The organism is Pseudomonas sp. BNK-7, from assembly GCF_048072025.1.
Lineage (GTDB): Bacteria > Pseudomonadota > Gammaproteobacteria > Pseudomonadales > Pseudomonadaceae > Aquipseudomonas > Aquipseudomonas danubii.
This window is the reverse complement of sequence record NZ_CP182252.1, coordinates 117,566-140,885: the sequence shown is the minus strand read 5'-3', so window position 1 is coordinate 140,885 and position 23,320 is coordinate 117,566. Positions and strand designations below refer to the sequence as shown.

23 protein-coding genes are annotated in these 23,320 nt (G+C 64.0%); 15 read left to right on the top strand and 8 right to left on the bottom strand.

The features are described 5' to 3' along the window. The first annotated feature begins 54 nt into the window (after positions 1-54). Positions 55-279 carry a hypothetical protein gene (locus ACMGF8_RS00675; RefSeq protein WP_102865403.1) on the top strand — a complete coding sequence of 75 codons (225 nt, stop codon included), beginning with the start codon at positions 55-57 and terminating at the stop codon, positions 277-279. Positions 280-400: 121 nt separating this feature from the next. Here the strand turns inward: ACMGF8_RS00675 and ACMGF8_RS00670 are convergent, their stop codons facing one another. Further along, a complete protein-coding gene (locus tag ACMGF8_RS00670; protein ID WP_207166593.1) occupies positions 401-1,255 on the bottom strand; it encodes a shikimate dehydrogenase in 855 nt (284 codons plus the stop codon). After that, a complete protein-coding gene (gene aroQ / locus ACMGF8_RS00665) occupies positions 1,252-1,701 on the bottom strand; it encodes a type II 3-dehydroquinate dehydratase (protein ID WP_102865405.1) in 450 nt (149 codons plus the stop codon). Before aroQ ends, ACMGF8_RS00670 begins: the two co-directional genes overlap by 4 nt. Before the next feature lie 341 nt (positions 1,702-2,042). Here aroQ and ACMGF8_RS00660 point away from each other — a divergent pair, with 341 nt between their 5' ends. The 9 genes from ACMGF8_RS00660 to ACMGF8_RS00620 all read left to right on the top strand — a co-directional run bounded on the left by ACMGF8_RS00660 (position 2,043) and on the right by ACMGF8_RS00620 (position 12,849). Continuing rightward, entirely contained in the window at positions 2,043-2,465 is a 423-nt protein-coding gene (locus tag ACMGF8_RS00660; protein ID WP_207166592.1) for a DUF4160 domain-containing protein, read from the top strand. Continuing rightward, positions 2,462-2,908 carry a DUF2442 domain-containing protein gene (locus ACMGF8_RS00655; protein WP_207166591.1) on the top strand — a complete coding sequence of 149 codons (447 nt, stop codon included), beginning with the start codon at positions 2,462-2,464 and terminating at the stop codon, positions 2,906-2,908. Before ACMGF8_RS00660 ends, ACMGF8_RS00655 begins: the two co-directional genes overlap by 4 nt. 121 nt (positions 2,909-3,029) lie before the next feature. Further along, the gene (locus ACMGF8_RS00650; RefSeq protein WP_102865512.1) at positions 3,030-3,551 is read left to right on the top strand and encodes an RNA polymerase sigma factor; all 522 of its coding nucleotides are present in this window, start codon (positions 3,030-3,032) and stop codon (positions 3,549-3,551) included. Positions 3,552-3,614: 63 nt separating this feature from the next. After that, complete coding sequence (locus ACMGF8_RS00645; RefSeq protein ID WP_416758375.1) at positions 3,615-4,628, top strand: FecR family protein; 1,014 nt, start codon at positions 3,615-3,617, stop codon at positions 4,626-4,628. A 131-nt stretch (positions 4,629-4,759) separates the two neighbouring features. Continuing rightward, a complete protein-coding gene (locus tag ACMGF8_RS00640) occupies positions 4,760-7,465 on the top strand; it encodes a TonB-dependent hemoglobin/transferrin/lactoferrin family receptor (RefSeq protein ID WP_416758373.1) in 2,706 nt (901 codons plus the stop codon). 83 nt (positions 7,466-7,548) lie between these two features. Next, positions 7,549-8,166 (top strand): heme acquisition protein HasA, encoded by a 618-nt coding sequence (locus tag ACMGF8_RS00635; protein ID WP_102865410.1) that lies wholly within the window; start codon positions 7,549-7,551, stop codon positions 8,164-8,166. Between the two features lie 218 nt (positions 8,167-8,384). After that, the gene (locus tag ACMGF8_RS00630) at positions 8,385-10,169 is read left to right on the top strand and encodes a type I secretion system permease/ATPase (protein WP_250330516.1); all 1,785 of its coding nucleotides are present in this window, start codon (positions 8,385-8,387) and stop codon (positions 10,167-10,169) included. Further along, positions 10,166-11,515 carry an HlyD family type I secretion periplasmic adaptor subunit gene (locus ACMGF8_RS00625; protein WP_102865412.1) on the top strand — a complete coding sequence of 450 codons (1,350 nt, stop codon included), beginning with the start codon at positions 10,166-10,168 and terminating at the stop codon, positions 11,513-11,515. The genes ACMGF8_RS00630 and ACMGF8_RS00625 overlap by 4 nt, the downstream gene beginning before the upstream one ends. Continuing rightward, on the top strand, positions 11,512-12,849 hold the full coding sequence (locus tag ACMGF8_RS00620; RefSeq protein ID WP_102865413.1) for a TolC family outer membrane protein: 1,338 nt from the start codon (positions 11,512-11,514) through the stop codon (positions 12,847-12,849). Before ACMGF8_RS00625 ends, ACMGF8_RS00620 begins: the two co-directional genes overlap by 4 nt. 207 nt (positions 12,850-13,056) lie before the next feature. Here ACMGF8_RS00620 and trmA read toward each other — a convergent pair whose 3' ends face one another. Beyond that, positions 13,057-14,136: a tRNA (uridine(54)-C5)-methyltransferase TrmA gene (gene trmA, locus ACMGF8_RS00615; protein WP_102865414.1), complete on the bottom strand. Its 1,080-nt coding sequence runs from the start codon at positions 14,134-14,136 to the stop codon at positions 13,057-13,059. Then, positions 14,133-15,428 (bottom strand): NCS2 family permease, encoded by a 1,296-nt coding sequence (locus tag ACMGF8_RS00610; RefSeq protein ID WP_102865415.1) that lies wholly within the window; start codon positions 15,426-15,428, stop codon positions 14,133-14,135. Before ACMGF8_RS00610 ends, trmA begins: the two co-directional genes overlap by 4 nt. Positions 15,429-15,635: 207 nt before the next feature. Here ACMGF8_RS00610 and ACMGF8_RS00605 point away from each other — a divergent pair, with 207 nt between their 5' ends. Beyond that, the gene (locus ACMGF8_RS00605) at positions 15,636-16,085 is read left to right on the top strand and encodes a DUF4879 domain-containing protein (RefSeq protein ID WP_102865416.1); all 450 of its coding nucleotides are present in this window, start codon (positions 15,636-15,638) and stop codon (positions 16,083-16,085) included. A 62-nt stretch (positions 16,086-16,147) separates the two neighbouring features. Then, positions 16,148-16,699: a DJ-1 family glyoxalase III gene (locus ACMGF8_RS00600; protein ID WP_102865417.1), complete on the top strand. Its 552-nt coding sequence runs from the start codon at positions 16,148-16,150 to the stop codon at positions 16,697-16,699. 3 nt (positions 16,700-16,702) lie between these two features. On the opposite strand, the gene ACMGF8_RS00595 is transcribed toward ACMGF8_RS00600, so the two are convergent. From ACMGF8_RS00595 to ACMGF8_RS00585, 3 genes are all read right to left on the bottom strand, one after another. Next, positions 16,703-16,993 (bottom strand): HigA family addiction module antitoxin, encoded by a 291-nt coding sequence (locus ACMGF8_RS00595; RefSeq protein ID WP_016966170.1) that lies wholly within the window; start codon positions 16,991-16,993, stop codon positions 16,703-16,705. A gap of 15 nt (positions 16,994-17,008) precedes the next feature. After that, positions 17,009-17,287 carry a type II toxin-antitoxin system RelE/ParE family toxin gene (locus tag ACMGF8_RS00590; RefSeq protein ID WP_016966171.1) on the bottom strand — a complete coding sequence of 93 codons (279 nt, stop codon included), beginning with the start codon at positions 17,285-17,287 and terminating at the stop codon, positions 17,009-17,011. 215 nt (positions 17,288-17,502) lie between these two features. After that, entirely contained in the window at positions 17,503-18,741 is a 1,239-nt protein-coding gene (locus ACMGF8_RS00585) for an MFS transporter (RefSeq protein ID WP_416758367.1), read from the bottom strand. 574 nt (positions 18,742-19,315) lie between these two features. Between ACMGF8_RS00585 and ACMGF8_RS00580 the strand changes: the two genes are divergently transcribed. The 3 genes from ACMGF8_RS00580 to ACMGF8_RS00570 all read left to right on the top strand — a co-directional run bounded on the left by ACMGF8_RS00580 (position 19,316) and on the right by ACMGF8_RS00570 (position 22,046). Then, the gene (locus ACMGF8_RS00580) at positions 19,316-20,755 is read left to right on the top strand and encodes a cytochrome ubiquinol oxidase subunit I (protein ID WP_102865419.1); all 1,440 of its coding nucleotides are present in this window, start codon (positions 19,316-19,318) and stop codon (positions 20,753-20,755) included. A 3-nt stretch (positions 20,756-20,758) separates the two neighbouring features. Further along, positions 20,759-21,766, top strand: coding sequence for a cytochrome d ubiquinol oxidase subunit II (gene cydB, locus ACMGF8_RS00575; RefSeq protein ID WP_102882278.1), 1,008 nt, complete (start codon positions 20,759-20,761; stop codon positions 21,764-21,766). A gap of 112 nt (positions 21,767-21,878) precedes the next feature. After that, positions 21,879-22,046, top strand: a complete 168-nt coding sequence (locus ACMGF8_RS00570) for a DUF2474 domain-containing protein (protein ID WP_102865421.1) — start codon at positions 21,879-21,881, stop codon at positions 22,044-22,046. A 65-nt stretch (positions 22,047-22,111) separates the two neighbouring features. On the opposite strand, the gene ACMGF8_RS00565 is transcribed toward ACMGF8_RS00570, so the two are convergent. Continuing rightward, the gene (locus ACMGF8_RS00565; RefSeq protein WP_207166586.1) at positions 22,112-23,236 is read right to left on the bottom strand and encodes a methyltransferase; all 1,125 of its coding nucleotides are present in this window, start codon (positions 23,234-23,236) and stop codon (positions 22,112-22,114) included. Positions 23,237-23,320 lie beyond the last annotated feature (84 nt).

The following is a 23,320-nucleotide window of genomic DNA, read 5'->3' as shown; positions in this document are numbered from 1 at the left end:
AGATCGCCTCGCCACCCCGGCTCTCGCATCATCCCCCACGACAAGGAAGGCACCATGGGTAACCCCGTCCCAACGCTTAAAATCATCCTGATCCTGATGATCGTCGTTGACTCGTTCTGGTTCGGTGAGCGCCTGCTGTCCCTGACCGGTTTCAGCGTGTTCGACTGGCTGCCGAGCTCGCTGATCAATGTAGTGGGCCTGTTCGGCAGTCTGCTGATGATTCTCTTCAACGTGCTGTTGATCGGCCTGCTCGCGCGCCTGCAGCTCAAGCCCGAGTAAACGCAGTACCTGTAGCCGCTGCCGAAGGCTGCGAACGAGCCGCAGGCTCGCCAGCGTCCTGACGGATGCCGAGGCCCCTGCGGGGCCTGTCGCAGCCTGCGGCAGCGGCTACAGGCGTGTTTCAGCCATTCATGCTGTGGAAGTGCGCCAGCATGCGTTGAGGGTCGGCGCTCTGACCGCTGAACAGCTCGAACGCCTTGACCGCCTGGAACACCGCCATGGTGCCGCCGTCCAGGGTTCGGCAACCCAGGGCGCGGGCATTGCGCAGCAGCTCGGTTTCCAGTGGGAAGTAGATGATCTCGGCCACCCACAGCTCCGCCCGCAGCAGTTCCACCGGCACCGGCGTGCCCGGCAGCTTGGCCATGCCCATGGGCGTGGTGTTCACCAGGCCGTCGGCGCTCGCCAGGGTGCTGGGCAGGTCGGTGCCGGCCTTGGCCCGACCGGCGCCGAAATGCTGGTTGAGGTTGTCCGCCAGGCTCTGCGCCCGCTGGTTTTCCACATCGAAAATGCTCAGTTGCTCCACACCCTCACTGAGCAGAGCGTGGGCCACTGCCGCTCCGGCGCCGCCGGCCCCCATCTGCACCACGTGCCGCCTGGCCACGCCTTGCAGACCGCGCCGGAACCCTTCGGCAAACCCCAGGCAGTCGGTGTTGTGACCGACCCGTTTGCCGTCCTTGAGGACCACGGTGTTGACCGCGCCGATGCCGCGAGCTTCCGGGGACAGTTCGTCCAGTAGCGGCAAGATGCTCTGCTTGCAGGGAAAGGTGATGTTCAGGCCGGTGAAGTTCATCCGTTCGGCGGCGCTGAGCAGGTCGGGCAGGGCGCTGCTGTCGAGCCCCAGCTGGTCCAGATCGATCAGCCGGTACAGGTAGCGCAGGCGTTGCGCGTCGCCTTCGTGTTCATGCAGGGCCGGGGTGCGTGAAGCCTGGATGCCGGCGCCGATCAGTCCGGCGAGTACGCCTGTATGGCCTGTCATAGACCTTGCTCCTTGAACCGCAGGCTGAAGTGTTCCAGCGCCAGGCGATAGCCGTGGCTGCCAAAGCCGCACATCACCGCCAGGGCAATACCCGAGACAAAGGAGTGATGGCGGAAGGGTTCGCGGGCGTGGACGTTGGACAGGTGCACTTCGATCACCGGCAGTTCACTGGCCACCAGCGCATCGCGGATCGCCACCGAGGTGTGGGTCCAGGCGGCGGGGTTGATCACGATGCCGGCGCAGCGCCCGCGGGCGGCGTGGATCCAGTCGAGCAATTCGCCTTCGTGGTTGGTCTGGCGAAACTCCACGGCCAGGCCCAGTTCCTCGGCGGCACGGCCGCACAAGGCCGAGACATCGGCCAGGGTTTCGTGGCCGTAAGTGGCAGGTTCACGGCTGCCGAGCAGGTTCAGGTTCGGGCCGTTAAGCACCAGAACGATAGGACGCATGGGGGTAGATCTCCGTTGTTATTGTCAGCCTCGGGAGCGGGTACGAGGCACTGGGGAGGTAAATTGTACTAACTGGTTAATTTGGTCAATTGATGGCCGAGAGCGGAACCCGGGAAGGCTGATTAAGTGTTCGATAACCGAACGCTGTTATGGGCGATGGCCGTGGCGAGGCCTTGCCCGGCAATAAATGCTGACGACTTTGCGGCTGCCCGGAGGCCTTCCTGACCTTCTCCGGGACTAACCTCAAGCAGGTCACCTCACTGCTGCCCTTTCAGGCCGGTGGTCGGATTAATCATGGAAACACGAGTCTTTGGACTCAATAACCTAACGGATGGGTTAGCATGAAAGTGTTCGTTTACAAGGGCTATGCGGTCGTCGTCATGTTGCGTGACGAACATTGCCCTCCCCATGTGCATGTGGATGGCGGTCGTTGGAGTGCCCGTTTTCGCTTCAGCTTCTGGCACAACGGTGTCGAGCTCTGGGACGTTGTCCCCCATGGCCGTCGCCCGGCACTGGCAGTCCTTGAAGGCTTGCGCCAGGCCTTGAAGCAACGGGTGCATCTGGCTCGGCGTATCGGGTGGAGCAAGCTGCGCACCTTGTGCCTTGAGCAGCAGTTGTGGGATTGGCAAGCGAACGCTGTGGTGGAAGGTTCAAGCGCCGGCTGCGGGGTGTACCTGATCGAGTCAGCGCATTACGAGGAACAACGAAACCTGACTCGCCTGACCCTGGTGGGTGCGGCGCAAGGAGTGGAGATCGAACTATGAAAGTCGTCAAAGCAGCGGTGCCTGTCGATGTGCCCTTGACCCAGGAGCAGCTGGATCAAGCGGTCGAACGTGGTGAGGCGCGTCACGACGCGGGTTTGCAAGTCAGTACCTTGAGCTATGCGGCCGGGGGCCTGTGCCTGGGCTTTGCCGATGGCAGCTCGATTCATTTGCCTGTGGACAACTATCCGGAGCTGGCGGCGCTGAGCGACACCCATTTGCAGCAACTGCAGCTGGGCTTTTCCGCCACGGCGGTGTGCCATGAGGCCCTGGACCTGCAGGTGTCGATTGTCGGGCTGCTGTCGGCCAGCGAGCCGCTGATGAAACTGGCGACCCAGTTGGTCGCCTCCCGCAACGGTCGGCAAAGCAGCGCGGCCAAGGCTCGGGCGGCGCGCCTGAACGGCAAGAAGGGCGGCCGGCCGCGCAAGGTCGAGGTGCCAGCCTAGGTCCTGGAAAGCGGCTGGCAGCTGGTGTAAGCGATCGCTAATGAATACTGATATCAATTGAAAATCATTCTCGACTGACCGTAAGATGCCGGCAATTTCCTTCATGTTCCAGGGAGTCGGTTTGTCGGACGTGGATCTCAAGGGACTGTTTCTCAAGCATGCCGCGACCTTGCGTGGGTACCTGGCGCGCAAGGTACGGGACCCGCAGTTGGCCGCAGATCTGGTGCAGGAGAGTTTTCTGCGGCTGGCCGAGCAAACGCGCGGTGAGCGGATCGACAACTCCCAGGGCTATCTCTACCGCACGGCGAACAACCTGCTGATCGACCATGTACGTCAGGAGGCGCGGCGCAAGACCGAGACCGTGCCCCATGAAGTACTGGCCGACATCGAGGATGAGGCGGCCGGGTTGGAGGCTCAGGCGATGGCGCAACAACAGCGCAAGGCACTGAAACAGGCGATCACGGAGCTGCCTGCGCGCACTCAGGAAATCTTCCGCCTGAACCGTATCGAAGGCATGACCCACGCCGAGGTGGCCCGGCACCTGAATATCTCCGACAGCTCGGTGCAAAAGCACCTGTCCCGGGCGCTGGCTTATGTGATGCAACGCCTGCAGGCTACCGACGGTCGGCCGGTTGACCAGTGAGTTACGGTAAAAGTCGGGGTCAGACGTCACTGCTTATATATAACGAGAAATCGAGATTCACACGTGAATAGCCAGGGTCCGCAAGAGCGCAGTATCACCGAGGCCGCCGCCGATTGGGCGGTGCGTTTGCACGCGGGAGGCCTGAGCGCCACCGAGCAGGCGCAGCTTGCCCAATGGCAGGCCGAGGACCCGCGTCATTCCCAGGCTCTGGTGTTTGCCCGGCAGACCTGGGAGGCCTTGGGCGAGCTGCGCCTGGACCCCGAGCTGGCGGCCACTGCCCCACCAAGACGCCAGGTGGAACGGCCTGCGGCGACAATACAGCGCCCGCGCCGTCGACGCCGGCTGGTGCGGGTCGCCAGTGCGGCCATGCTGGTTCTGGCGGTGGCCCTGGGCTGGCTGCAAGGGCCGCAGGCACTGCTGTACCTGCAGGCCGACTACCAGACCGACAAGGGCGAGGTGCGCACCGTGCAACTGGCCGATGGCAGCCAAGTGGAGCTGGACTCGAGCAGTGCCATTCGCCTGGATTACAGCGGCGACAAGCGTCAGATCCAATTGCTGGCCGGCTCCGCAGTGTTTGATGTGGCGCCCATGGTCGGTGAGGAGCAACGACCTTTCATTGTGCACAGCGCTAGCGGCCAGACCCGGGCCCTGGGCACCCGTTTTGTGGTCGGGCGCGAGAGCGATCAACAAGCCTGGGTTGGGGTGTTGCAGCACAGTGTCGCCGTGAGCCTGGATACCCCGGCGCAACGCGGCGTTTCCGAGCGGGTTCTGCAAGAGGGACAGAGCGTGCGCTATGACTCGCAGTCGGGGGTGGTGGCACTTGATGGGCTCGACCTGCAGCGCGCCACCAGTTGGCGGCGCGGCGTCCTGGTGTTCGACCGCCAGCCCCTGAGCGCGGTAGTGGAGCGCCTCAATCGCTATCGATCCGGGCGAGTGGTGCTGGCCAACAGTGCCCTGGCCCAGCGTCAGGTCAGCGGTGTATTCCGTCTGGATATGCTCGACGCGGCCCTGGTCACCCTCACCCAGGAGTTGCAGGTGCAGCGTTTCGACCTGGCCGGCGTCAGCCTGATTTATTGAGGCCGGCGGGCCTTTTTTACCTTCGGCGAAAAATAACTGAAAAAACCTTACTGAGTTTTCCTGCCTGGCACGTCTAGCTAATTGAGATGCATTCGCATGCACTAAAAGTAGCCAGCGCAGGAATCAGGAACATGAGGGTAGGCAGTCGCACTGGAATTCACGCCGCAAGTCGTCTGGCCCTGGCCATTCACTTGGGCGTAGCAGGGCTGTTGGCAGGAGGCGGTTTGTTGCACGCGGCAGAGCCCGTGGGCCTAGCCCCGCAGAGTGCTCAGCAACCACGCGAACTGGATTTCGATATCCCTGCCCAGGCCCTCGGCAGTGCGGTGCTGGCTTTTGCCGAGCAGGCCGGGGTACAGGTGCTGTTCGACAGCTTGCGCCTGCATGGCTTGCACAGCTCGCCGCTCAAGGGCCGCTACAGCGCCGAGGAAGGACTGGCCCGGCTGCTGGGCAATGCGCCGGTGGAGTACCGCTTTAGCGGCGAGCGCCAGGTGACCCTGAGTCGGGTGGAAACCGGACGTGATGGCGCCCTGGCCTTGGCCCCCACCACGATTTCCGGTGACCTCGAAGGCCGGCAGAGCGATTGGGTGTACAACGCGCCACGCTCGGTGAGCGTGGTCGGGCGCGAGCAACTTGATCGCAATCCACCGCGGCATGCCGCCGAAATGCTGGAGGAAACGTCCGGCGTGTATTCGGCGCTCAGCCAGCAGGACCCGGGCGTGTCGGTGAACATCCGCGGTATCCAGGACTATGGTCGGGTCAACATGTCGGTGGACGGCATGCGCCAGAACTATCAGCAGAGCGGCCACCAGCAGCGCAACGGAACGCTCTATGTCGACCCCGAGCTGCTCTCCGAAGTGGTGGTGGAGAAGGGCGCCACCTCCACCATGGGCGGCGCCGGCGTCATTGGCGGGGTTGCCAACTTTCGCACCCTCGAGGCCCGCGACCTGCTCAAGCCCGGCCAGGAGATCGGTGGCCGAATTCGCCTGACCACCGGCTTGGGCGGCCGCCGCAACGGCACCCACTTCATCGGCAGTTCCGCCTTCGCCATCGGCACCGAAGTCTGGGACATGCTGCTGGCCGCCAGTGAACGACACCTGGGCGACTACAAGCCAGGGACCCGTGGCGGCATTGGCGAATTGCGCACCGGCAGCTGGATGGACCCGTCGATCAATGATCGGGTGAAGCATTCCAAGGTGGCCTATTCCGCTTCGGTGATGCGCTCGCGCCTGGTCAAGCTGGGGCTCAACCTGCCCCAGGACCAGCGTCTGCAACTGAGCTACCTGACCACTGAGGTGTCCTACGACGACGCCAACATGATGAACACCGAGAACAAGGATCAGCTCTGGGAAAAACTCGGCAGCAGCGATGTGCATTCGCAGAACTTCGGCCTCGACTACAGCTACACCCCGGACAACCCGCTGATCGACTTCAAGGCCAAGCTCTATTACGTCGACAACAGCAATGACCAGAGCACCCTGACCCGCCGCAGCAGCCCTGGCTACTCGATCACCTACCAGACCGATACCTATGGCGCCCAGGCGCAGAACACGTCGACCTTTGCCTTGGGCGGGCTGTCCACGCTGAAGGCCAACTACGGCCTGGAGTTCTTCTACGACAAGGTCCGCCCCGACTCCAGCCAGCCGGTGCCGAAGGGCTCGGCGGTCAGCGCCTCGCCTGCGGCGAGCATGACCCCCGAGGGCGATCGAGCCCTGGGTAGCCTGTTCACCCGCCTGGACTTCGACTACGACGGTTGGCTGAACCTCAATGCCGGCTTGCGTTACGACCGCTACCGCCTGCGCGGCGAAACCGGAATCAACACCCGCACCTTCGTGATCGGCAAGACGCCCCAGCAAATCTCGGTGCCGGTGGCCTATGACATCGACAACCAGGCAGGGCGCTTCTCGCCGACCTTCGGCCTGTCGGTCAAGCCCGGGGTCGAGTGGCTGCAACTGTTCGCCAGCTATGGCAAGGGCTGGCGGCCACCGGCGGTGACCGAAACCATGATCACCGGACGCCCCCATGGTGGAGGTTCTGAGAGCACCTTTCCCAACCCCTTCCTCAAGCCAGAGCGCTCCACCACCTGGGAAGCGGGGGTCAACGTCTTCAAGGAAAACCTCTGGTTCAACGATGACCGCCTGGGCATCAAGGTGGCCTACTTCGATACCCGGGTCGATGACTTCATTTATATGGCCATGGGCGTGCAGCCCCCGGGCTATGGCTCACCCGGCATCGGCAACAGCGCCTACGTCAACGATCTCAGCAGCACCCGCTTCAAGGGCGTCGAGTACCAGCTCGACTATGACGCCGGTCGCGCCTACGGCCAGCTCAATTACACCCACATGATCGGCGACAACGATTTCTGCATGAAGACCGCCTGGCTGGGAGGGGTGACCCAGCCGGTGAAGAACGGCACAGGGCGGGGCGCGATTGTCACCGGCATGCGTCCCGATGAGGCGGCCAACAATGCCAGCCGCTGCAACGCCGCGATCCTCGGTTCGGCCGAACACATGCCCATGGACCGCGGCACCCTGACCCTGGGCGCGCGCTTTTTCGAACGCAAACTGGATATCGGTGCCCGGGCCCGCTACAGCGCCGGCTACTCGATCGCCGGCTCGGCGACCGGGACCGTGAGCCAGACCGGCGTCTACCCGGCCGACTGGAAGCCCTACACCGTCTACGACCTGTATGGCAGCTACCGCGCCACTGAAGAACTGACCCTGCGCCTGGCCATGGAAAACGTCACCGACCGCGCCTACCTGGTGCCCCTCGGCGATGTCCTGGCCTTCACCCTCGGCCGTGGCCGCACCTTGCAGGGCACTGTGGAATATCAGTTCTGACCGCTTTTGCCCATTGAAGGGCAAAACCGCAGCAGGCACTGGCGTGCTGCGGACCTGACCCACCTAATGTATTGGAGTTTTGCATGAGCATTTCGATCTCTTACAGCGCTACCTACGGCGGTAACACTGTTGCGCAATACCTGACTGACTGGTCGGCCTACTTCGGCGACGTCAACCACCGCCCAGGCGAAGTGGTTGATGGCACCAATACCGGTGGTTTCAACCCGGGCCCGTTCGACGGCACCCAGTACGCCATCAAGAGCACCGCCAGCGACGCCGCCTTCGTGGCCGACGGCAACCTGCATTACACCCTGTTCAGCAACCCGAGCCACACCCTGTGGGGCTCGCTGGACAGCGTTTCCCTGGGCGACACCCTCGCCGGTGGTTCGGGCAGCAACTACCACCTGGTCAGCCAGGAAGTCAGCTTCAGCAACCTGGGCCTCAACAGCCTGAAAGATGAAGGCCGTGCCGGTGAAGTGCATAAGGTGGTCTACGGCCTGATGAGCGGCGACAGCTCGGCGCTGGCCGGCGAGATCGATGCCCTGCTCAAGGCGATCGACCCAAGCCTGTCGGTGAACTCCACTTTCGACGACCTGGCCGCCGCCGGTGTGGCCCACGTCACCCCGGCTGCCGCCGCCGCAGCCGATGTCGGCCTGGTGGGTGTGCAGGACGTGGCCCAGGACTGGGCACTGGCCGCCTGAGTGCCGGCTTGAGGCATAAAAAAGCGAATGCAGGATCGCTCCTCCATTCGCTGGTCTGACTCACCTCCGTCGCCCGAGTTTTCGAAGGCCAGGGCGGCGGAGGTGGCAAATTCTGGGGAGCGTCGGGGTGCCTGTCAACGCACCGGGCGCGCCTCTTGTCGTTCCGCTCTGCCTGAGCGGAAGACCCTGTATCCCTAAACTCTGCACAGGACACCTTGATGAGCAGGCCGAATCCACTTGCCGCTTCCGAGACGCTGGCGGCCCTGACGGCCTACAAGGGCGGCTTCTTCAACATCGGCCTGTTCTCGGCGGTGATCAATTTGCTGATGCTGGCCCCGGCCCTGTACATGCTGCAGGTCTACGACCGGGTGCTGGCCTCGGGCAATCAGATGACCCTGTTGATGCTGACGCTGATGATCCTCGGCCTGTTCGGCCTGATGGGGGCGTTGGAGTGGGTGCGCAGCCAGGTGGTGATCCACCTCGGCACCCAGATGGACATGCGCCTGAACCAGCGGGTGTATGACGCGGCGTTCGAGGCCCAGCTCAAGGGCAGCCCCCAGGCCGCCGGCCAGGCCTTGAATGACCTGACCGCGCTGCGCCAGTTCGCCACCGGCAATGCCTTGTTCGCCTTCTTCGACGCGCCCTGGTTCCCGGTCTATCTGCTGGTGATCTTCCTCTTTCACCCCTGGCTCGGTCTGTTGGCCCTGTGCGGTGCGCTGCTGTTGGTGGCGCTGGCCTGGATCAACCAGCATATCTGCCAGGCACCGCTGGCCCAGGCCAGCCAGTTGTCGATCATCACCAGCCAGCAGGCCACGGCCAACCTGCGCAACGCCGACGCCATCGAAGCCATGGGCATGCTCGGCGCGCTGCGCGAGCGCTGGTTCGTCGGTCACCAGGGCTTTCTCGCTCAGCAGAACCTGGCCAGTGAAAAGACCGCCACTATCAGCGCCTGGTCCAAGGGCGTGCGCATGGCCTTGCAGTCCCTGGTATTGGGCCTGGGCGCGTGGCTGGCGGTGCAGGGGCAGATCACTCCGGGGATGATGATCGCCGGCTCGATCCTCATGGGCCGGGTGCTCAGCCCCATCGACCAGTTGATCGCGGTGTGGAAGCAATGGAGCTCGGCGCGCCTGGCCTACGAGCGCTTGTCCGAGCTGTTGCAGGCCAACCCGCCACGGCCGGTGCGCATGAGCCTGCCGACGCCCAAGGGCAAGTTGAGTGTCGAGCAATTGAGTGCCTGTGCCCCGGGAAGTCGCCGTCCGGCCCTGAGCAACCTCGGCTTCACCCTGGAGGCCGGCCAGGTCCTGGGGGTGATCGGCCCTTCCGGTTGCGGCAAGTCCACCCTGGCCCGGCTGTTGGTCGGTGCCTGGACGCCCCTGACGGGAAAGGTGCGCCTGGATGGCGCGGACCTGGCCCAGTGGGACAAGCAGCAACTGGGCCCGCATATCGGCTACCTGCCCCAGGACATCCAACTGTTCGCCGGCAGCATTGCCGAGAACATCGCGCGTTTCGGTCCGCTGGACTCCGATCAGGTCCTGCAGGCTGCGCAAATGGCCGGGGTGCATGAGTTGATCCTGCAACTGCCCCAGGGCTATGACACGCGCCTGGGTGAGGGTGGTGCCGGGCTGTCCGGCGGGCAGCGCCAGCGCATCGGCCTGGCGCGTGCGTTGTACGGCTTGCCGGCGCTGATCGTGCTCGACGAACCCAACTCCAACCTTGATGAAGCTGGCGAACAGGCGCTGCTGCAGGCCATCGGCCAACTCAAGCAACGGCAGCGGACCCTGGTGCTGATCACCCACAAACCCAATGTGCTGAGCCTGACCGACCAGCTGATGATTCTGCGCGAAGGCCAGCTGCAAGGCTTCGGCCCGACGGCGCGGGTGCTGGAAGCGAACCAGAAAGCCAAGGCCGCGCCGCCGCCCGCGGTACCGGTGAGCAATCCGGTGACCAGCCTGAACATGAATTACCGACTGGGCGTGGCCGGCGGCGAAGGGAAGAAAGCATGAGCGCGAGGTTATCCACAGGCCGCACGGCGCCTGCCCCAGGGCCCGCAGCGAACAATGTGTTGGTCCTGGACGAAAGGAAGTATTCACGCCTCGGCTGGCTCCTGGTGCTGGGAGGCTTTGCCGGGTTTATCGGCTGGGCCGCCCTGGCGCCGCTGGACAAGGGCGTGGCAGTGTCGGGCAAGGTCATGGTCTCGGGCCATCGCAAGACGGTGCAGCACCAGAGCGGCGGCATCGTCGAGCGGATCGAGGTCAAGGAGGGCGACCGGGTCAGCACCGGGCAGGTGTTGCTGCGCCTCAACGAGACCCCCCTGCGCACCCAGATGCAGTCCTTGCGCAGTCAGTACTTGGGTTCCCTGGCCAGCGAAGCGCGACTCAATGCCGAGCGCGATGGCGCCAGCGAGATCGTCTTCGATCCACAGCTCCAGGCCTTGGCGAGCGAACCTGAGGTGGCCGCCAGCCTGGCCCTGCAACGACAGCTGTTCAGCAGTCGGCGCCAGGCCCTGAGCATGGAGCAACAGGGCATTGCCGAGACCATTGCCGGCTCCGAAGCGCAGTTGCGCGGTACCCGGGATTCCCAGGCCAGCAAGCGGCAACAGCGCAGTGCCTTGAACGAACAGTTGCAGGGCCTGCGGGAGCTGGCCCGGGACGGCTACATCCCACGCAATCGCCTGCTGGACAGCGAACGCCTGTACGCGCAGATCGACGGCTCGATCGCCGAGGACTTCGGCCGCATCGGCCAGTTGCAGCGGCAGATCCTCGAACTGCGCCTGCGCATCCGCCAGTCCACCGAGGATTTCCAGAAAGACCTGCGCAGCCAGTTGGCCGACACCCGGATTCGCACCGAAGACCTGCGCAATCGCCTGGCCTCCGCCGAGTTCGAACTGGCCAACAGCCAGGTGCGCGCCCCGGCTGCCGGTGTGGTGGTGGGCCTGGAGGTGTACACCGAGGGCGGCGTGATCAAGCCGGGCCAGCCGCTGATGGACATCGTGCCCCAGGACGAGCCGCTGCTGGTGGAGGCGCGGGTGCCGGTGCAACTGGTGGACAAGGTGCACCCGGGGCTGCCCGTGGAACTGATGTTCTCGGCCTTCAACCAGAGCACCACGCCGAGGGTGCCGGGGGAGGTGACCCTGGTGTCCGCCGATCGCCAGGTCGACGAACGTACCGAAGAGCCCTATTACACCTTGCGCGCCACGGTCAGCGCCGAAGGCATGCAGCAGTTGCAGGGCTTGCAGATCCGTCCGGGAATGCCGGTGGAGGCCTTTGTCCGTACCGGCGAGCGCTCGATGCTCAACTACCTGTTCAAGCCGTTGCTGGACCGGACCCATATGGCGTTGGTGGAAGAATGACTCGCGCCTTTTGCTTCCTCGCGCTGCTGTGCCTGCTGAGCAGCCCGTCGGCCCTGGCCCTGGGTTTGCTCGATGCCTACGATCTGGCTCTGCGTAACGACCCGACCTTCCAGGCGGCGATCAAGGAGCGCGATGCCGGTGAAGAGAACCGGGCCATCGGCCGTGCCGGGCTGTTGCCGAACCTGTCCTGGAGCTACAACAATTCGCGCAACCAGTCCGAGGTGACCCAGGACACGGTTCGTGGCGATGTCACCACCGATCGTGACTACCGCAGCTACGCCTCGACCCTGACCCTGCAACAGCCACTGCTGGACTACGAGGCCTATGCGCGCTATCGCCAGGGCTCGGCCCAGGCGCTGTTTTCCGACGAGCGTTTTCGCGGCAAGAGCCAGGAACTGGCGGTGCGCCTGCTCAGTGCCTACAGCCAGGCGCTGCTGGCCCAGGAGCGCATCGAGCTGAGCCGGGCACAGAAGCGCGCCTACGCCGAACGCTTGCAGCTCAATGAACGTCTGCTCAAGGGCGGCGAGGGCACCCGCACCGATGTGCTGGAGACCCAGGCCCGTTTGAGCCTGGCCCTGGCGCAAGAGATCGAGGCCCAGGACCAGCAGGATGCGGCCCTGCGCGAGCTGCAAGCCATAGTCGGCGAGCCGTTGCAGATCGACGAGCTGGACCCGCTGACCCGGCAGTTCGAGATCCAGCCGCTGCTGCCCAACCGCTTCGACAGTTGGCGTGACCTGGCCATGGCCAACAACCCTGAACTGGCTTCCCAGCAGCAGGCCCTGCGGGCGGCGGAATACGAAGTGGAGCGCAAGCGCGCCGGGCACCTGCCCAAGATCAGCCTGTACGCCAGCAGCCGGCAGACCCGCTCTGATTCGGAGAGCACCTACAACCAGCAGTACGACACCAACACCGTGGGTATCCAGGTCAGCCTGCCGCTGTTTGCCGGTGGTTCGGTCTCGGCCTCGACCCGCCAGGCGGCCAGTCAGCTGTCCCAGGCGCAATATGAACTGGATGCGCAAACCGCCAACACCCTCAACCAGCTGCGCAAGCAGTTCAACCTCAACACCAGTGCGGCGGCCAAGGTCCGCGCCTATGAAATGGCCGTCAGCTCAGCCGAGGCCCTGGTGACCGCGACCCGCAAAAGCGTGCAGGGTGGCGAGCGGGTCAACCTCGATGTGCTGGACGCCGAGCAGCAACTGTTCACTGCCCGTCGTGACCTGGCGGATGCCCGGCATGCCTACCTGCTGGCACGGATTGAGCTCAAGTATTACGCCGGCCTGCTCAATGAACAGGACCTGCAGCAACTGGCCGGGTACTTTCAACCCGCGGGCTGACCTTGTAGCCGCTGCCGCAGGCTGCGACCGGGGCGCCGCCCCGCACACCCGGCGACGCAGACGTGCCTGATGCACCGCGGTGTCAGGTTTGCGCCAGCTTCGCAGTCGATCGCAGCCTGCAGCAGCGGCTACAGGAAGCGGTAGGGGGATCGGCGGCCGTGAATGACAACGGCCGTCTCGAGGACGGCCGTTGGGCAGCGGGGCAAATCAGCGGCGGGTCAGCAGGACCCCGGATTCCATGTGGTGAGTCCAGGGGAACTGGTCGAACAGCGCGCAGCGGGTGATGCGGTGGGTGTCATGCAACTGGGCGATGTTGGCCGCCAGGGTTTCCGGGTTGCAGGAGATGTACAGGATGTTGTCGAAGCGCCGGGTCAGTTCGCAGGTGTCCGGGTCCATGCCGGCCCGGGGCGGGTCGACGAACACGCTGCCGAATTCGTAGCTCTTCAAGTCCACGCCCTGCAGGCGGCGGAACGGCCGCACTTCGTTCAGGGCTTCGGTCAGCTCTTCGGCGGACAGACGCACCAGGGTGACGTTATCCACAGCGTTTTCGCTGAGGTTGCTCAAGGCGGCGTTGACCGAGGTCTTGCTGATCTCGGTGGCCAGTACCTTGCGCACCCGGGTGGCCAGGGGCAGGGTGAAGTTGCCGTTGCCGCAGTACAGTTCCAGCAGGTCGTCCTGGCGTTCGCCCAGGGCTTCATAGGCCCAGTTGAGCATCTTCTGGTTCACCGTGCCGTTGGGCTGGGTGAAGGCGCCTTCGGGTTGGCGATAGCTGAAGGTACGCCCGCCGACTTCGAGCTTTTCCACCACGTAGTCCTGGCCGATGACTTCGCGTTTGCCCTTGGAACGGCCGATCACACTGACATTGAGGTCGGCGGCCAGTTGGCTCGCGGCCTTGTGCCAGTGCTCGTCCAGCGGGCGGTGGTAGCACAGGGTGATCATCGCATCGCCCGCCAGGGTGGTGAGGAACTCCACCTGGAACAGCTTGTGGCTCAAAGGCGCGCTGGCTTGCCAGGCGGCCTTGAGCCGGGGCATCAACTGGTTGATGCGTTGGCTGGCGATGGGGAACTCTTCAATGAGGATCGGCGTGCGTTTGTCGTCCTGGGAGAACATCGCGTAATGGCGTTCACCGGCCTCGCGCCACAGGCGGAACTCGGCCCGCAGGCGGAAGTTCTGCAGGGGCGAGTCGAAGACCTGGGGCTCGGGCGCAGCGAAGGGCGCCAGCAGGTCACGCAGGCGCGTGACCTTGTCGTTCAATTGGGTGCTGTAGCTTGCGGCGTCAAAAGTCATGCGGCGAACCAACCCAGCTTGATCACGAACAATATCGACAGGATCACCAGCGGTGCGTTCAGCTCGCGGGCGCGGCCCGACAGCAGCTTGATCGCGGTCCAGGCAATGAAGCCGAAGGCGATGCCGTTGGCGATCGAATAGGTGAACGGCATGGCCAGGGCGGTGACCACCACCGGGGCGGCGACGGTGATGTCTTCCCAGTCGATTTCCGCCAGGCCCGAGGTCATCAGCACGGCCACGAACAGCAGTGCCGGCGCGGTGGCGAACGGTGGCACGCTGGCCGCCAGCGGCGAGAAGAACAGTGCCAGCAGGAACAGAATCGCCACCACGATGGCGGTCAGGCCGGTGCGGCCACCGGCGCTCACGCCCGCGGCGGATTCGATGTAGCTGGTGGTGGTCGAGGTGCCCAGCAGGGAGCCGGCCATGGCGGCGGTGCTGTCAGCGATCAGCGCGCGGCCCATTTTCGGCATGTGGCCGTCCTTGCCCATCAGGCCGGCGCGCTTGGCGACGCCGATCAGGGTGCCGGAGTTGTCGAACAGATCAACGAACAGGAAGGCGAAGATCACGCTCACCAGACCAATGTCCAGGGCGCCCTTGATGTCCAGTTGCAGGAAAGTCGGGGCCAGGGACGGAGGCATCGAGGTCACGCCGGCGAACGGGGTGAAGCCCATGATGATCGAGGCAATGGTCACCGCGAGGATGCCGATCAGCACCGCCCCGCGCACTTTCAGCGCTTCCAGGGCGACGATCAGGGCAAAGCCCAGGGTGGCGAGGATCGGTGCCGGCTTTTTCAGATCACCCAGGCCGACCATGGTGGCCTGGTTGCTGACCACGATGCCGGCGTTGTGCAGGGCGATCAGCGCCAGGAACAGGCCGATACCGGCAGCAATCGCCGAGCGCAGCGGCAGGGGGATGCTGTTGATGATCCATTCGCGGATTCTGAAGATCGACAGCAGGAAGAACAGCACCGCCGAGATGAACACCGCACCCAGCGCCACTTGCCAGGTGTGGCCCATGTGCAGGACCACGGTGTAGGTGAAGAAGGCGTTCAGGCCCATGCCCGGCGCCAGGGCGATCGGGTAGTTGGCGATCAGGCCCATGATGGTGGAGCCGATGGCGGCAGCCAGACAGGTGGCAACGAACAGGGCGCCCTTGTCCATGCCCGTCTCGCCGAGAATGCTCGGGTTGACGAAGAGAATGTAGGCCATGGCCAGGAAGGTGGTGACGCCCGCAAGAATCTCGGTGCGCACGTTGGTGTTGTGTGCCTTGAGTTGAAACAGCCTTTCCAGCATGTCTGCTCCCCGTGGCGCCGCCGGGCGCCGTGAATGTATCGACTCCAACAGCAAAGCACAGACTTTATAAGGTGCCTGTGGATTTGCCCTGGGTCGGAAAAAGCCGCGCATCATACCAGCAGCGTGGGCCAATGGCTGCGATCGTCGGCGATGTTTTGCACTGCTGGCAAGTAGCGCATACTGCGCGCTGCTTTTAAGGGGGGATTTATGCGCAGCACAGTGAAAATGACAGCATTGACGCTGCTGGGGGCAGCAGCCTGCTGGTTGGCGTCTCCGGCCCTGGCGCGTTCGGCGCCGCCGTTGAGCCAGGTGGAGATTCTCAAGGTGCTGTCACCTTCCTGCGGCCTGGAAGATGTCTCCGATGGGCGTGAACGCACCCAGTGCGACCACAACGGTCCGAACATCAAGGTCTACGTGCTGGAGATCGGCTACGGCCGCGAGCCCCATGTGAACCTGGACGGTTTCGAGGTCGACGGCACTCGCTCGCCGGTGTGCGAGGACGGCTCCGCCTATGTGCCCTGCGGCAACTCGGGAATCACTGTGGGCTACATCTATGTCTTCGACCTGGCGGGCAAGCAGGAAGGCACCTTCAGCTTCAGCAACACCTCGATCAACGCGCCGGGCAATACCCTGAGTGCGCAGATCTACATCAGGTAGCCCCGAACGGCGTTCGGCAAAGCTGACTAAGCTCTAAAGACCTTCCTTGTGGAGTCATCCCCATGACCTTCAGAGCCTTGGTCACCCTTGCCGAAGGCATTGATGACCTGCAAAGCGTGACCCTGATCGACGTACTGCGCCGTGCCGAAATCGAGGTGTTGGCGGCCAGCGTCGAAAACCGGCGCATGCTCACCTGCGCCCGCGGCACCCGACTGACCGCCGACGCCATGCTGGTGGATGTGCTGGCCCAGCGTTTCGACCTGATTGTGCTGCCCGGCGGCGCGGTAGGTGCCCAGCATTTGGCTGGCCATCAACCCTTAATGCAGCTGCTCAAGGATCAGGCGGCCGCTGGCAGGTTCTTCGCCGGCATCGCCGAAGCACCGGCCCTGGCCTTGCAGGCCTATGGCGTGCTGCGCCAGCGGCGCATGACCTGCCTGCCCAGCGCCAGCCATCAGCTGTTGGGCTGTACCTTTGTCGACCAGCCGGTGGTGGTGGATGGCAACTGCATCACCGCCCAGGGTTCCGGCGCGGCCCTGACGTTTGCCCTGGCCCTGGTGGAGGCGCTGTGCGGTCGCGGCAAGCGCGCCCAGGTGGCAGCAGAGTTGTCGGTATAGGGCTCAGCCGACATGGGCCGCGATAGGCTCGATCACCGGTTGCAACTCCTGTTCGGTGTGCCAGATGTCGTAATCGGCCTGCACCGCCAGCCAGACCTTGGCCTTGCCGATTCCGGCACGTTCCAGGCGGACCGCCAGTTCCGCGCGGATCGGCGCATGGCCGTTCAACACCTTGGACAGATGCGGGCGGGCATAGCCGATATGCCGGGCCAACTCCGTCACGCTGATGCCCAGCTCAGGCAAGACATCCAGGCGCAGGGTGTCACCGGGGTGGGGTGGGTTGTGAATGGGCATGATCCTGCCTCCTGTTCAGTGGTAGTCCAGATAATCGACCAGTTCGATATCCGAACCTACGAAACGAAAGATCACTCGCCAGTTGCCGGACACCACCAAAGACCAATAGCCGTGCAGGTCGCCCTTGAGTGGGTGCAGCCGCCAACCCGGCAGGTTAAGGTCTGCCGGTTCGCTGGCGTGATCCATGAACGACAGCTGGCGGGCCAGCCGGCGTGCATGCTCAGCCCGTATTCCACGAGTCGATCCGGTTTCATAGAAGGCGCGCAGGCCTTTGTGCTGAAAGGACTTGATCATGGGGAGTGAGTGTAAGGCGATACCTTACACTCTTCGTAGCGGTTTTGTATTGCAGAGAATGATCAACACGCTGTTACGAGGTGGTTGCGTGCATTGATTGTTGTTGGAGAGGGCCGGCTACAGCGACCTGCTGGAGGCGGCGAAATGGCGAGCCGTCTCTGAGGCTCAGCCCAGCCACTGAGGCTTGAACCTGGCCGCGCTCGCCCGGCGCGGCATCAGGCCTTGGATTGCTCGACTGATTCGATCATCCGGTCGCGCTGGGCCAGGGTCGGGAACAGCTTGATCCAGACCCCGGTCACCAGCAGCGTGCCGACCCCGCCCAGCACCACCGCCGGCACGGTGCCGAACCAGTGGGCGGTCAGCCCGGATTCAAATTCCCCCAGCTGGTTCGAAGCACCGATGAACAAGCCGTTCACCGCGCTGACCCGGCCGCGCATTTCGTCCGGTGTTTCCAGCTGCACGAAGGACGCGCGGATCACCATGCTGATCATGTCCGCCGCCCCCAGCACCACCAGCACCGCCAGGGAAAACCAGAACGAAGTCGAGAGGCCGAAGGCGATGGTGGCCACGCCGAATACGCCGACGGCGGTGAACATCACCCGCCCGACCTTGCGCTCGACGCTGAAACGCGCCAGCCACAGTGACATCAGCAGTGCGCCCACCGCTGGCGCCGAACGCAGCAGGCCCAGGCCCCAGGGGCCGGTCAACAGGATGTCCTTGGCGAACACCGGCAGCAATGCGGTGGCGCCGCCCAGCAACACCGCGAACAGGTCCAGGGAGATGGCGCCGAGGATGTCCGGGCGGCTGCGGATGAAGCGAATCCCCGCCAGCAGCGAATCGAGGGTGGCCTTGCCCTTGTTCAGCGGCGTCTGCCGGGCCGGCAGGTTGAGCATCAGCAGGCAGGCGATCAGGTACAGGACCACGGTGGGGCCGTAGACCCAGACGCTGCCGAAGGCATACAGCAACCCGCCCAGGGCCGGGGCGACGATGGTCGCCGACTGTTGCGCCGATTGCGCGGCGGCCACCGCCCGGGGAAACAGCGCCGCTGGCACGATGCTCGGCAGCAGGGCCTGGGTGGTGGGCATCTCGAAGGAACGGGCGCCGCCGAGGAGGAAGGCCAGGATGAAGATCATTTCCCGGGTCACGCTGTCGGTCAGGCTGCCGACGGCCAGGGCCAGGGCGATCAAGGCTTGTAGCGACTGACAGATAGCCGCCACTCGGCGCCGGTCGTAGCGGTCGGCCACGTGCCCGGTGTGCAGCATGAACAGCACGCGCGGGGCGAACTCCACCAGTCCCACCAGGCCCAGGTCGAGCACGTTGCCGGTCAGTTGGTAGAGGTTCCAGCCGATGGCCACGGTGAGCATCTGGAAACCACTGGCGGTGAAGATCCGGGCCAGCCAGAAAGCGATGAACGGGCGATGGTGACGGAGCAACAGAGGCGTTTGGCTGGGCATCGGGCGGTCAATCTGAGCGTGGAGTGCGACGAGGTTATCACCAAGATGTAACCAGTAGTTGCGGCGTGCGGGAAAATCGTTAGCTGCGCATCTATCTCCTTTTTTGCTCGCATGCCGGGCCGCCAACCCTTGTAGCCGCTGCCGCAGGCTGCGAACGGCTCCGGAGGAGACGCCAGGCTCTTGAGTACGCCGCAGGTTCGACGGGCAATCGCCAGGCAAGACCCTGCGTACCGAACGCGGCCCGGCCTTTCGCAGCTTCGCAGGCTCAGCAGCGGCTACAGGCGTTTTGTGTGGGGAAAAGCCGGGAAAACCCCGGGTTTGGCGGGGTGAGGCAAGCTGTCACGCGGCAAATAACCACAGAGTTGCGCGCTGAAAATAGGACTACTCTTTTAACGTTGCTTGATCCAGATCAAAACCTTTTCCAGTGGTTTGATGTGGCGGCCCAAGGGCCAGAATCCCTACGTTGCGATGGTTTAAAAAAGAACGAATCCGAATTCGCCGAACTCCATATCCGTGGGGGCAGTAGGCGCTGGCCTTTGGCCCGCAGCCGGTTTTACCTGATAGAGGAAAGCTTATGTTCGGTTTAGAGGCGCTTGATCTCGCCCGAATTCAGTTCGCATTCACCGTTTCGTTCCACATCCTGTTCCCGGCCATCACCATTGGTCTGGCGAGTTATCTGGCGGTACTCGAAGGCCTGTGGCTCAAGACCCGCGACGATACCTATCGTGATCTTTACCACTTCTGGTCGAAGATCTTCGCTGTCAACTTCGGCATGGGGGTGGTGTCCGGTCTGGTGATGTCCTACCAATTCGGCACCAACTGGAGCCGTTTCTCCGATTTTGCTGGTGCTGTCACCGGCCCCTTGCTCACCTATGAAGTGCTCACCGCGTTCTTCCTCGAGGCTGGTTTCCTCGGGGTCATGCTGTTCGGCTGGAACAAGGTCGGGCGCAAGCTGCACTTTTTCTCCACGGTGATGGTGGCCATTGGCACGCTGATTTCGACCTTCTGGATTCTGTCCTCCAACAGTTGGATGCAGACCCCGCAAGGCTTCGAAATCGTTGACGGCCGAGTGATTCCGGTGGACTGGCTGGCGGTGATCTTCAACCCGTCATTCCCCTATCGCCTGGCGCACATGGCGGTGGCGGCGTTCGTCGCCACGGCGTTCTTCGTCGGCTCGTCCGCAGCCTGGCACTTGCTGCGGGGGCGCGACAACCCGGCCATTCGTCGCATGCTGTCGATGGCCATGTGGATGGCCCTGATCGTGGCGCCAGTGCAGGCGGTGATCGGTGACTTCCACGGTCTTAATACCCTCAAGCACCAACCGGCGAAAATCGCCGCCATCGAAGGTCACTGGGAAAACGTCGGTAATGAGCCGACCCCGCTGATCCTCTTCGGCTGGCCGGACATGAAGGCTGAGAAAACCAAATACGCAGTGGAAATCCCTTACCTGGGCAGCCTGATCCTCACCCACTCGCTGGACAAGCAGGTGCCGGCGCTCAAGGAGTTCCCGCCCGAAGACCGTCCCAACTCGACCATTGTGTTCTGGTCGTTCCGGGTCATGGTGGGCCTGGGCATGCTGATGATCTTCACTGGCCTGTGGAGTGTCTGGCTGCGCAAGCGCGGCACCCTCTACACCTCGCGTCCGTTCCTGTACCTGACGTTGTGGATGGGGCCGTCCGGCCTGATCGCGATCCTGGCGGGCTGGTTCACCACCGAGATCGGCCGTCAGCCCTGGGTGGTCTATGGCCTGATGCGCACGGCGGATGCTTCGTCCGCACACAGTTTTGTGCAGATGAGTATCACCCTGGCGTTGTTCGTGGTGGTGTATTTCTCGCTGTTCGGCGTGGGTCTGGGCTACATGATGCGCCTGGTGCGCAAAGGCCCGGTCACCAACGAAGGTGCCGAAACCAGCCACGGTGGTCCCGGGCAGAAACGTACTCCGGCCCGTCCGCTGTCCGCAGCCGACGATGACCACGACGCCGACCACGGCACCCGCCTGAACAAGGGGAACTGAGTCATGGGTATTGATCTTCCGCTGTTGTGGGCCGTGATTATCATCTTCGGCATCATGATGTATGTGGTCATGGACGGCTTCGACCTGGGGATCGGGATTCTCTTCCCGTTCGTCAAGGACGACCGCGACCGTGACGTGATGATGAACACCGTCGCCCCGGTTTGGGACGGCAACGAGACCTGGCTGGTGCTGGGGGGCGCGGCCTTGTTCGGCGCCTTCCCGCTGGCCTACTCGGTGGTGCTCTCGGCGCTGTACCTGCCGCTGATCCTGATGCTGATCGGCCTGATCTTCCGCGGGGTGGCCTTTGAGTTCCGCTTCAAGGCCAAGGAAGACAAGCGTCATATCTGGGACAAGGCGTTTATCGGCGGCTCGGCGGCGGCGACCTTCTTCCAGGGCGTGGCTTTGGGTGCATTCATCGACGGCTTGCCGGTGGTGGACCGCCAGTTTGCCGGTGGCTCCCTGGACTGGCTGACGCCCTTCACCCTGTTCTGCGGCCTGGCGCTGGTGGTGGCCTATGCCTTGCTCGGCTGCACCTGGCTGATCATGAAGACCGAAGGCAAGCTGCAGCAGCAGATGCATGACCTGGCCCGGCCCCTGGCCTATGTGGTGCTGGCGGTGATCGGCATCGTCAGTATCTGGACGCCCTTGGCCCATGCCGACATCGCGGCGCGCTGGTTCACCCTGCCCAATCTGTTCTGGTTCCTGCCGGTGCCGATCCTGGTGCTGGTGACCATGTACGGCCTGCTCCGTGCTGTGGCCCGCAACGCGCATTACACGCCGTTCCTGTTGACCCTGGTGCTGATCTTCCTCGGCTACAGCGGCCTGGGTATCAGCCTGTGGCCGAACATCGTGCCGCCGTCGATCTCCATCTGGGACGCCGCGGCGCCGCCGCAAAGCCAGGGCTTCATGCTGGTGGGCACCTTGTTCATCATCCCGTTCATCCTGGGCTACACCTTCTGGAGCTACTACGTGTTCCGCGGCAAGGTCACCCACGAAGACGGTTACCACTAGGCAGGAGCCGGCTTGCCGGCGAACAGGCCCTTGCACCTTGTGCCTGGCTGGCCGGCGCTTTCACTGGCCAGCCAGCCCCGGCGAGGGTTTGGGTCAAGCAGGAGTTGAAATCATGAGCGATAAACACTCTTTGCAGGAAATCGAACAGGCGGAAAAACAGCCCCTGTGGCGGCGCCTGGGCTGGCTGGCGATGATCTGGGGTGGCAGTGTGCTGGCCCTGTTCGTGGTGGCCAGCCTGATGCGCATGTTCATGAGCGCCGCGGGCCTGACTACCCACTGATCATCCCATCCCGTGCCTTGCGGCGCGGTTTCAACCCTCCGCCAGCGGAGGGTTTTTTTTGCCTGTTACTTGCGCGCTTTGAGGATCACGAACTTGGGCGTGGCCGCCACTTGTTCGACGCCGCGGAACAGCCGCGCCAGCTTGCTGTGATAACCCAGGTGACGGTTGCCGACGATATACAGCGCACCGCCCACCACCAGGGCTTCCCGGGCCTGCTGGAACATGCGCCAGGCGAGGAAGTCGCCCACCACCTGTTGCTGGTGGAACGGCGGGTTGCACAGCACCACGTCCAGGGACTGCGGCGCCTGACCGGCCAGGCCATCGCCGGCGCGCATCTGGGCTTCGCGCTCGCCCAGCAGTGCCTGCCAGTTCTCCCGTGCCGACTGCACGGCCATGAAGGATTCGTCCACCAGGGTGTAGTGGGCCTGGGGGTTGTCCAGGGCGCTGGCGATGGCCAGCACGCCGTTGCCGCAGCCCAGGTCCGCGACCCGGGCGCTGCCGAGGTTCTGTGGCAGATGCGGGAGGAAGGCGCGGGTGCCGATGTCCAGACCTTCGCGGCAGAACACGTTGGCGTGGTTGAGCAGCTCGATGGCCGGCTGCTCCAGGCGATAGCGGGTCGGGTAGGGCGATGCGACCGGCGGTCTGGCTTCTGGCGTGGCGACCAGCAGGCGGGCCTTTTTCACCGCCAGGGAGGCCTGCACCGGGCCGATGTAGCGCTCCAGCAAGTCACCGGCGGCGCGGGGCAGGTGCTTGACCATGGCCGCCGCCACGACCTGGGCGCCAGGGGCCAGTTGTCCCTGCAGGCGGATCAGCTGTTCTTCCAGCAGGGCCAGGGTCTTGGGCACGCGGATCAGCACCCGGTCGAAGGGGCCGTGCAACGGCTCGCTGGCCGGTATCACCCGCAGGGCGTCGAAGGGCAGGCCGTTGCGCACCAGGTTCTTTTCCAGGGCCAGGGCGCCCAGGTACGAATCGCCGCTGCTGCTGACCTGGACCTTGCCCAGCAGGCTCGCGGCCAGGGCGCCGAAGCTGTCGTTGAGGATCAGCACCCGGGTATCGCTGGTCGGTTGCTGCTCGGCCAGATGGTTGAGCAGGTATTCGTCCGCTGCGTCGAAGGCTTGCAGCGGCTCGTTTTGCTGTTCGGGCTGGCGGATCAGGTCGAGCTGGGCGAAGGGGCTTGCAAGCAGGGGCATGGGGCGGACTCTAGGTAATCGGTGAATGTCCCGGCGGTGGGGGCTGTCGCGCGCACGGGAACCCTCGAACAGCGCAGGCGCGGG

Bases quoted from the DNA above. Each gene is read 5' to 3' on its own strand.
- ACMGF8_RS00675 (WP_102865403.1), top strand. From the start codon at position 55: ATGGGTAACCCCGTCCCAACGCTTAAAATCATCCTGATCCTGATGATC.
- ACMGF8_RS00670 (WP_207166593.1), bottom strand. From the start codon at position 1,255: ATGACAGGCCATACAGGCGTACTCGCCGGACTGATCGGCGCCGGCATC.
- aroQ (WP_102865405.1), bottom strand. From the start codon at position 1,701: ATGCGTCCTATCGTTCTGGTGCTTAACGGCCCGAACCTGAACCTGCTC.
- ACMGF8_RS00660 (WP_207166592.1), top strand. From the start codon at position 2,043: ATGAAAGTGTTCGTTTACAAGGGCTATGCGGTCGTCGTCATGTTGCGT.
- ACMGF8_RS00655 (WP_207166591.1), top strand. From the start codon at position 2,462: ATGAAAGTCGTCAAAGCAGCGGTGCCTGTCGATGTGCCCTTGACCCAG.
- ACMGF8_RS00640 (WP_416758373.1), top strand. From the start codon at position 4,760: ATGAGGGTAGGCAGTCGCACTGGAATTCACGCCGCAAGTCGTCTGGCC.
- ACMGF8_RS00635 (WP_102865410.1), top strand. From the start codon at position 7,549: ATGAGCATTTCGATCTCTTACAGCGCTACCTACGGCGGTAACACTGTT.
- ACMGF8_RS00630 (WP_250330516.1), top strand. From the start codon at position 8,385: ATGAGCAGGCCGAATCCACTTGCCGCTTCCGAGACGCTGGCGGCCCTG.
- ACMGF8_RS00625 (WP_102865412.1), top strand. From the start codon at position 10,166: ATGAGCGCGAGGTTATCCACAGGCCGCACGGCGCCTGCCCCAGGGCCC.
- ACMGF8_RS00620 (WP_102865413.1), top strand. From the start codon at position 11,512: ATGACTCGCGCCTTTTGCTTCCTCGCGCTGCTGTGCCTGCTGAGCAGC.
- trmA (WP_102865414.1), bottom strand. From the start codon at position 14,136: ATGACTTTTGACGCCGCAAGCTACAGCACCCAATTGAACGACAAGGTC.
- ACMGF8_RS00610 (WP_102865415.1), bottom strand. From the start codon at position 15,428: ATGCTGGAAAGGCTGTTTCAACTCAAGGCACACAACACCAACGTGCGC.
- ACMGF8_RS00605 (WP_102865416.1), top strand. From the start codon at position 15,636: ATGCGCAGCACAGTGAAAATGACAGCATTGACGCTGCTGGGGGCAGCA.
- ACMGF8_RS00600 (WP_102865417.1), top strand. From the start codon at position 16,148: ATGACCTTCAGAGCCTTGGTCACCCTTGCCGAAGGCATTGATGACCTG.
- ACMGF8_RS00595 (WP_016966170.1), bottom strand. From the start codon at position 16,993: ATGCCCATTCACAACCCACCCCACCCCGGTGACACCCTGCGCCTGGAT.
- ACMGF8_RS00590 (WP_016966171.1), bottom strand. From the start codon at position 17,287: ATGATCAAGTCCTTTCAGCACAAAGGCCTGCGCGCCTTCTATGAAACC.
- ACMGF8_RS00585 (WP_416758367.1), bottom strand. From the start codon at position 18,741: ATGCCCAGCCAAACGCCTCTGTTGCTCCGTCACCATCGCCCGTTCATC.
- ACMGF8_RS00580 (WP_102865419.1), top strand. From the start codon at position 19,316: ATGTTCGGTTTAGAGGCGCTTGATCTCGCCCGAATTCAGTTCGCATTC.
- cydB (WP_102882278.1), top strand. From the start codon at position 20,759: ATGGGTATTGATCTTCCGCTGTTGTGGGCCGTGATTATCATCTTCGGC.
- ACMGF8_RS00570 (WP_102865421.1), top strand. From the start codon at position 21,879: ATGAGCGATAAACACTCTTTGCAGGAAATCGAACAGGCGGAAAAACAG.
- ACMGF8_RS00565 (WP_207166586.1), bottom strand. From the start codon at position 23,236: ATGCCCCTGCTTGCAAGCCCCTTCGCCCAGCTCGACCTGATCCGCCAG.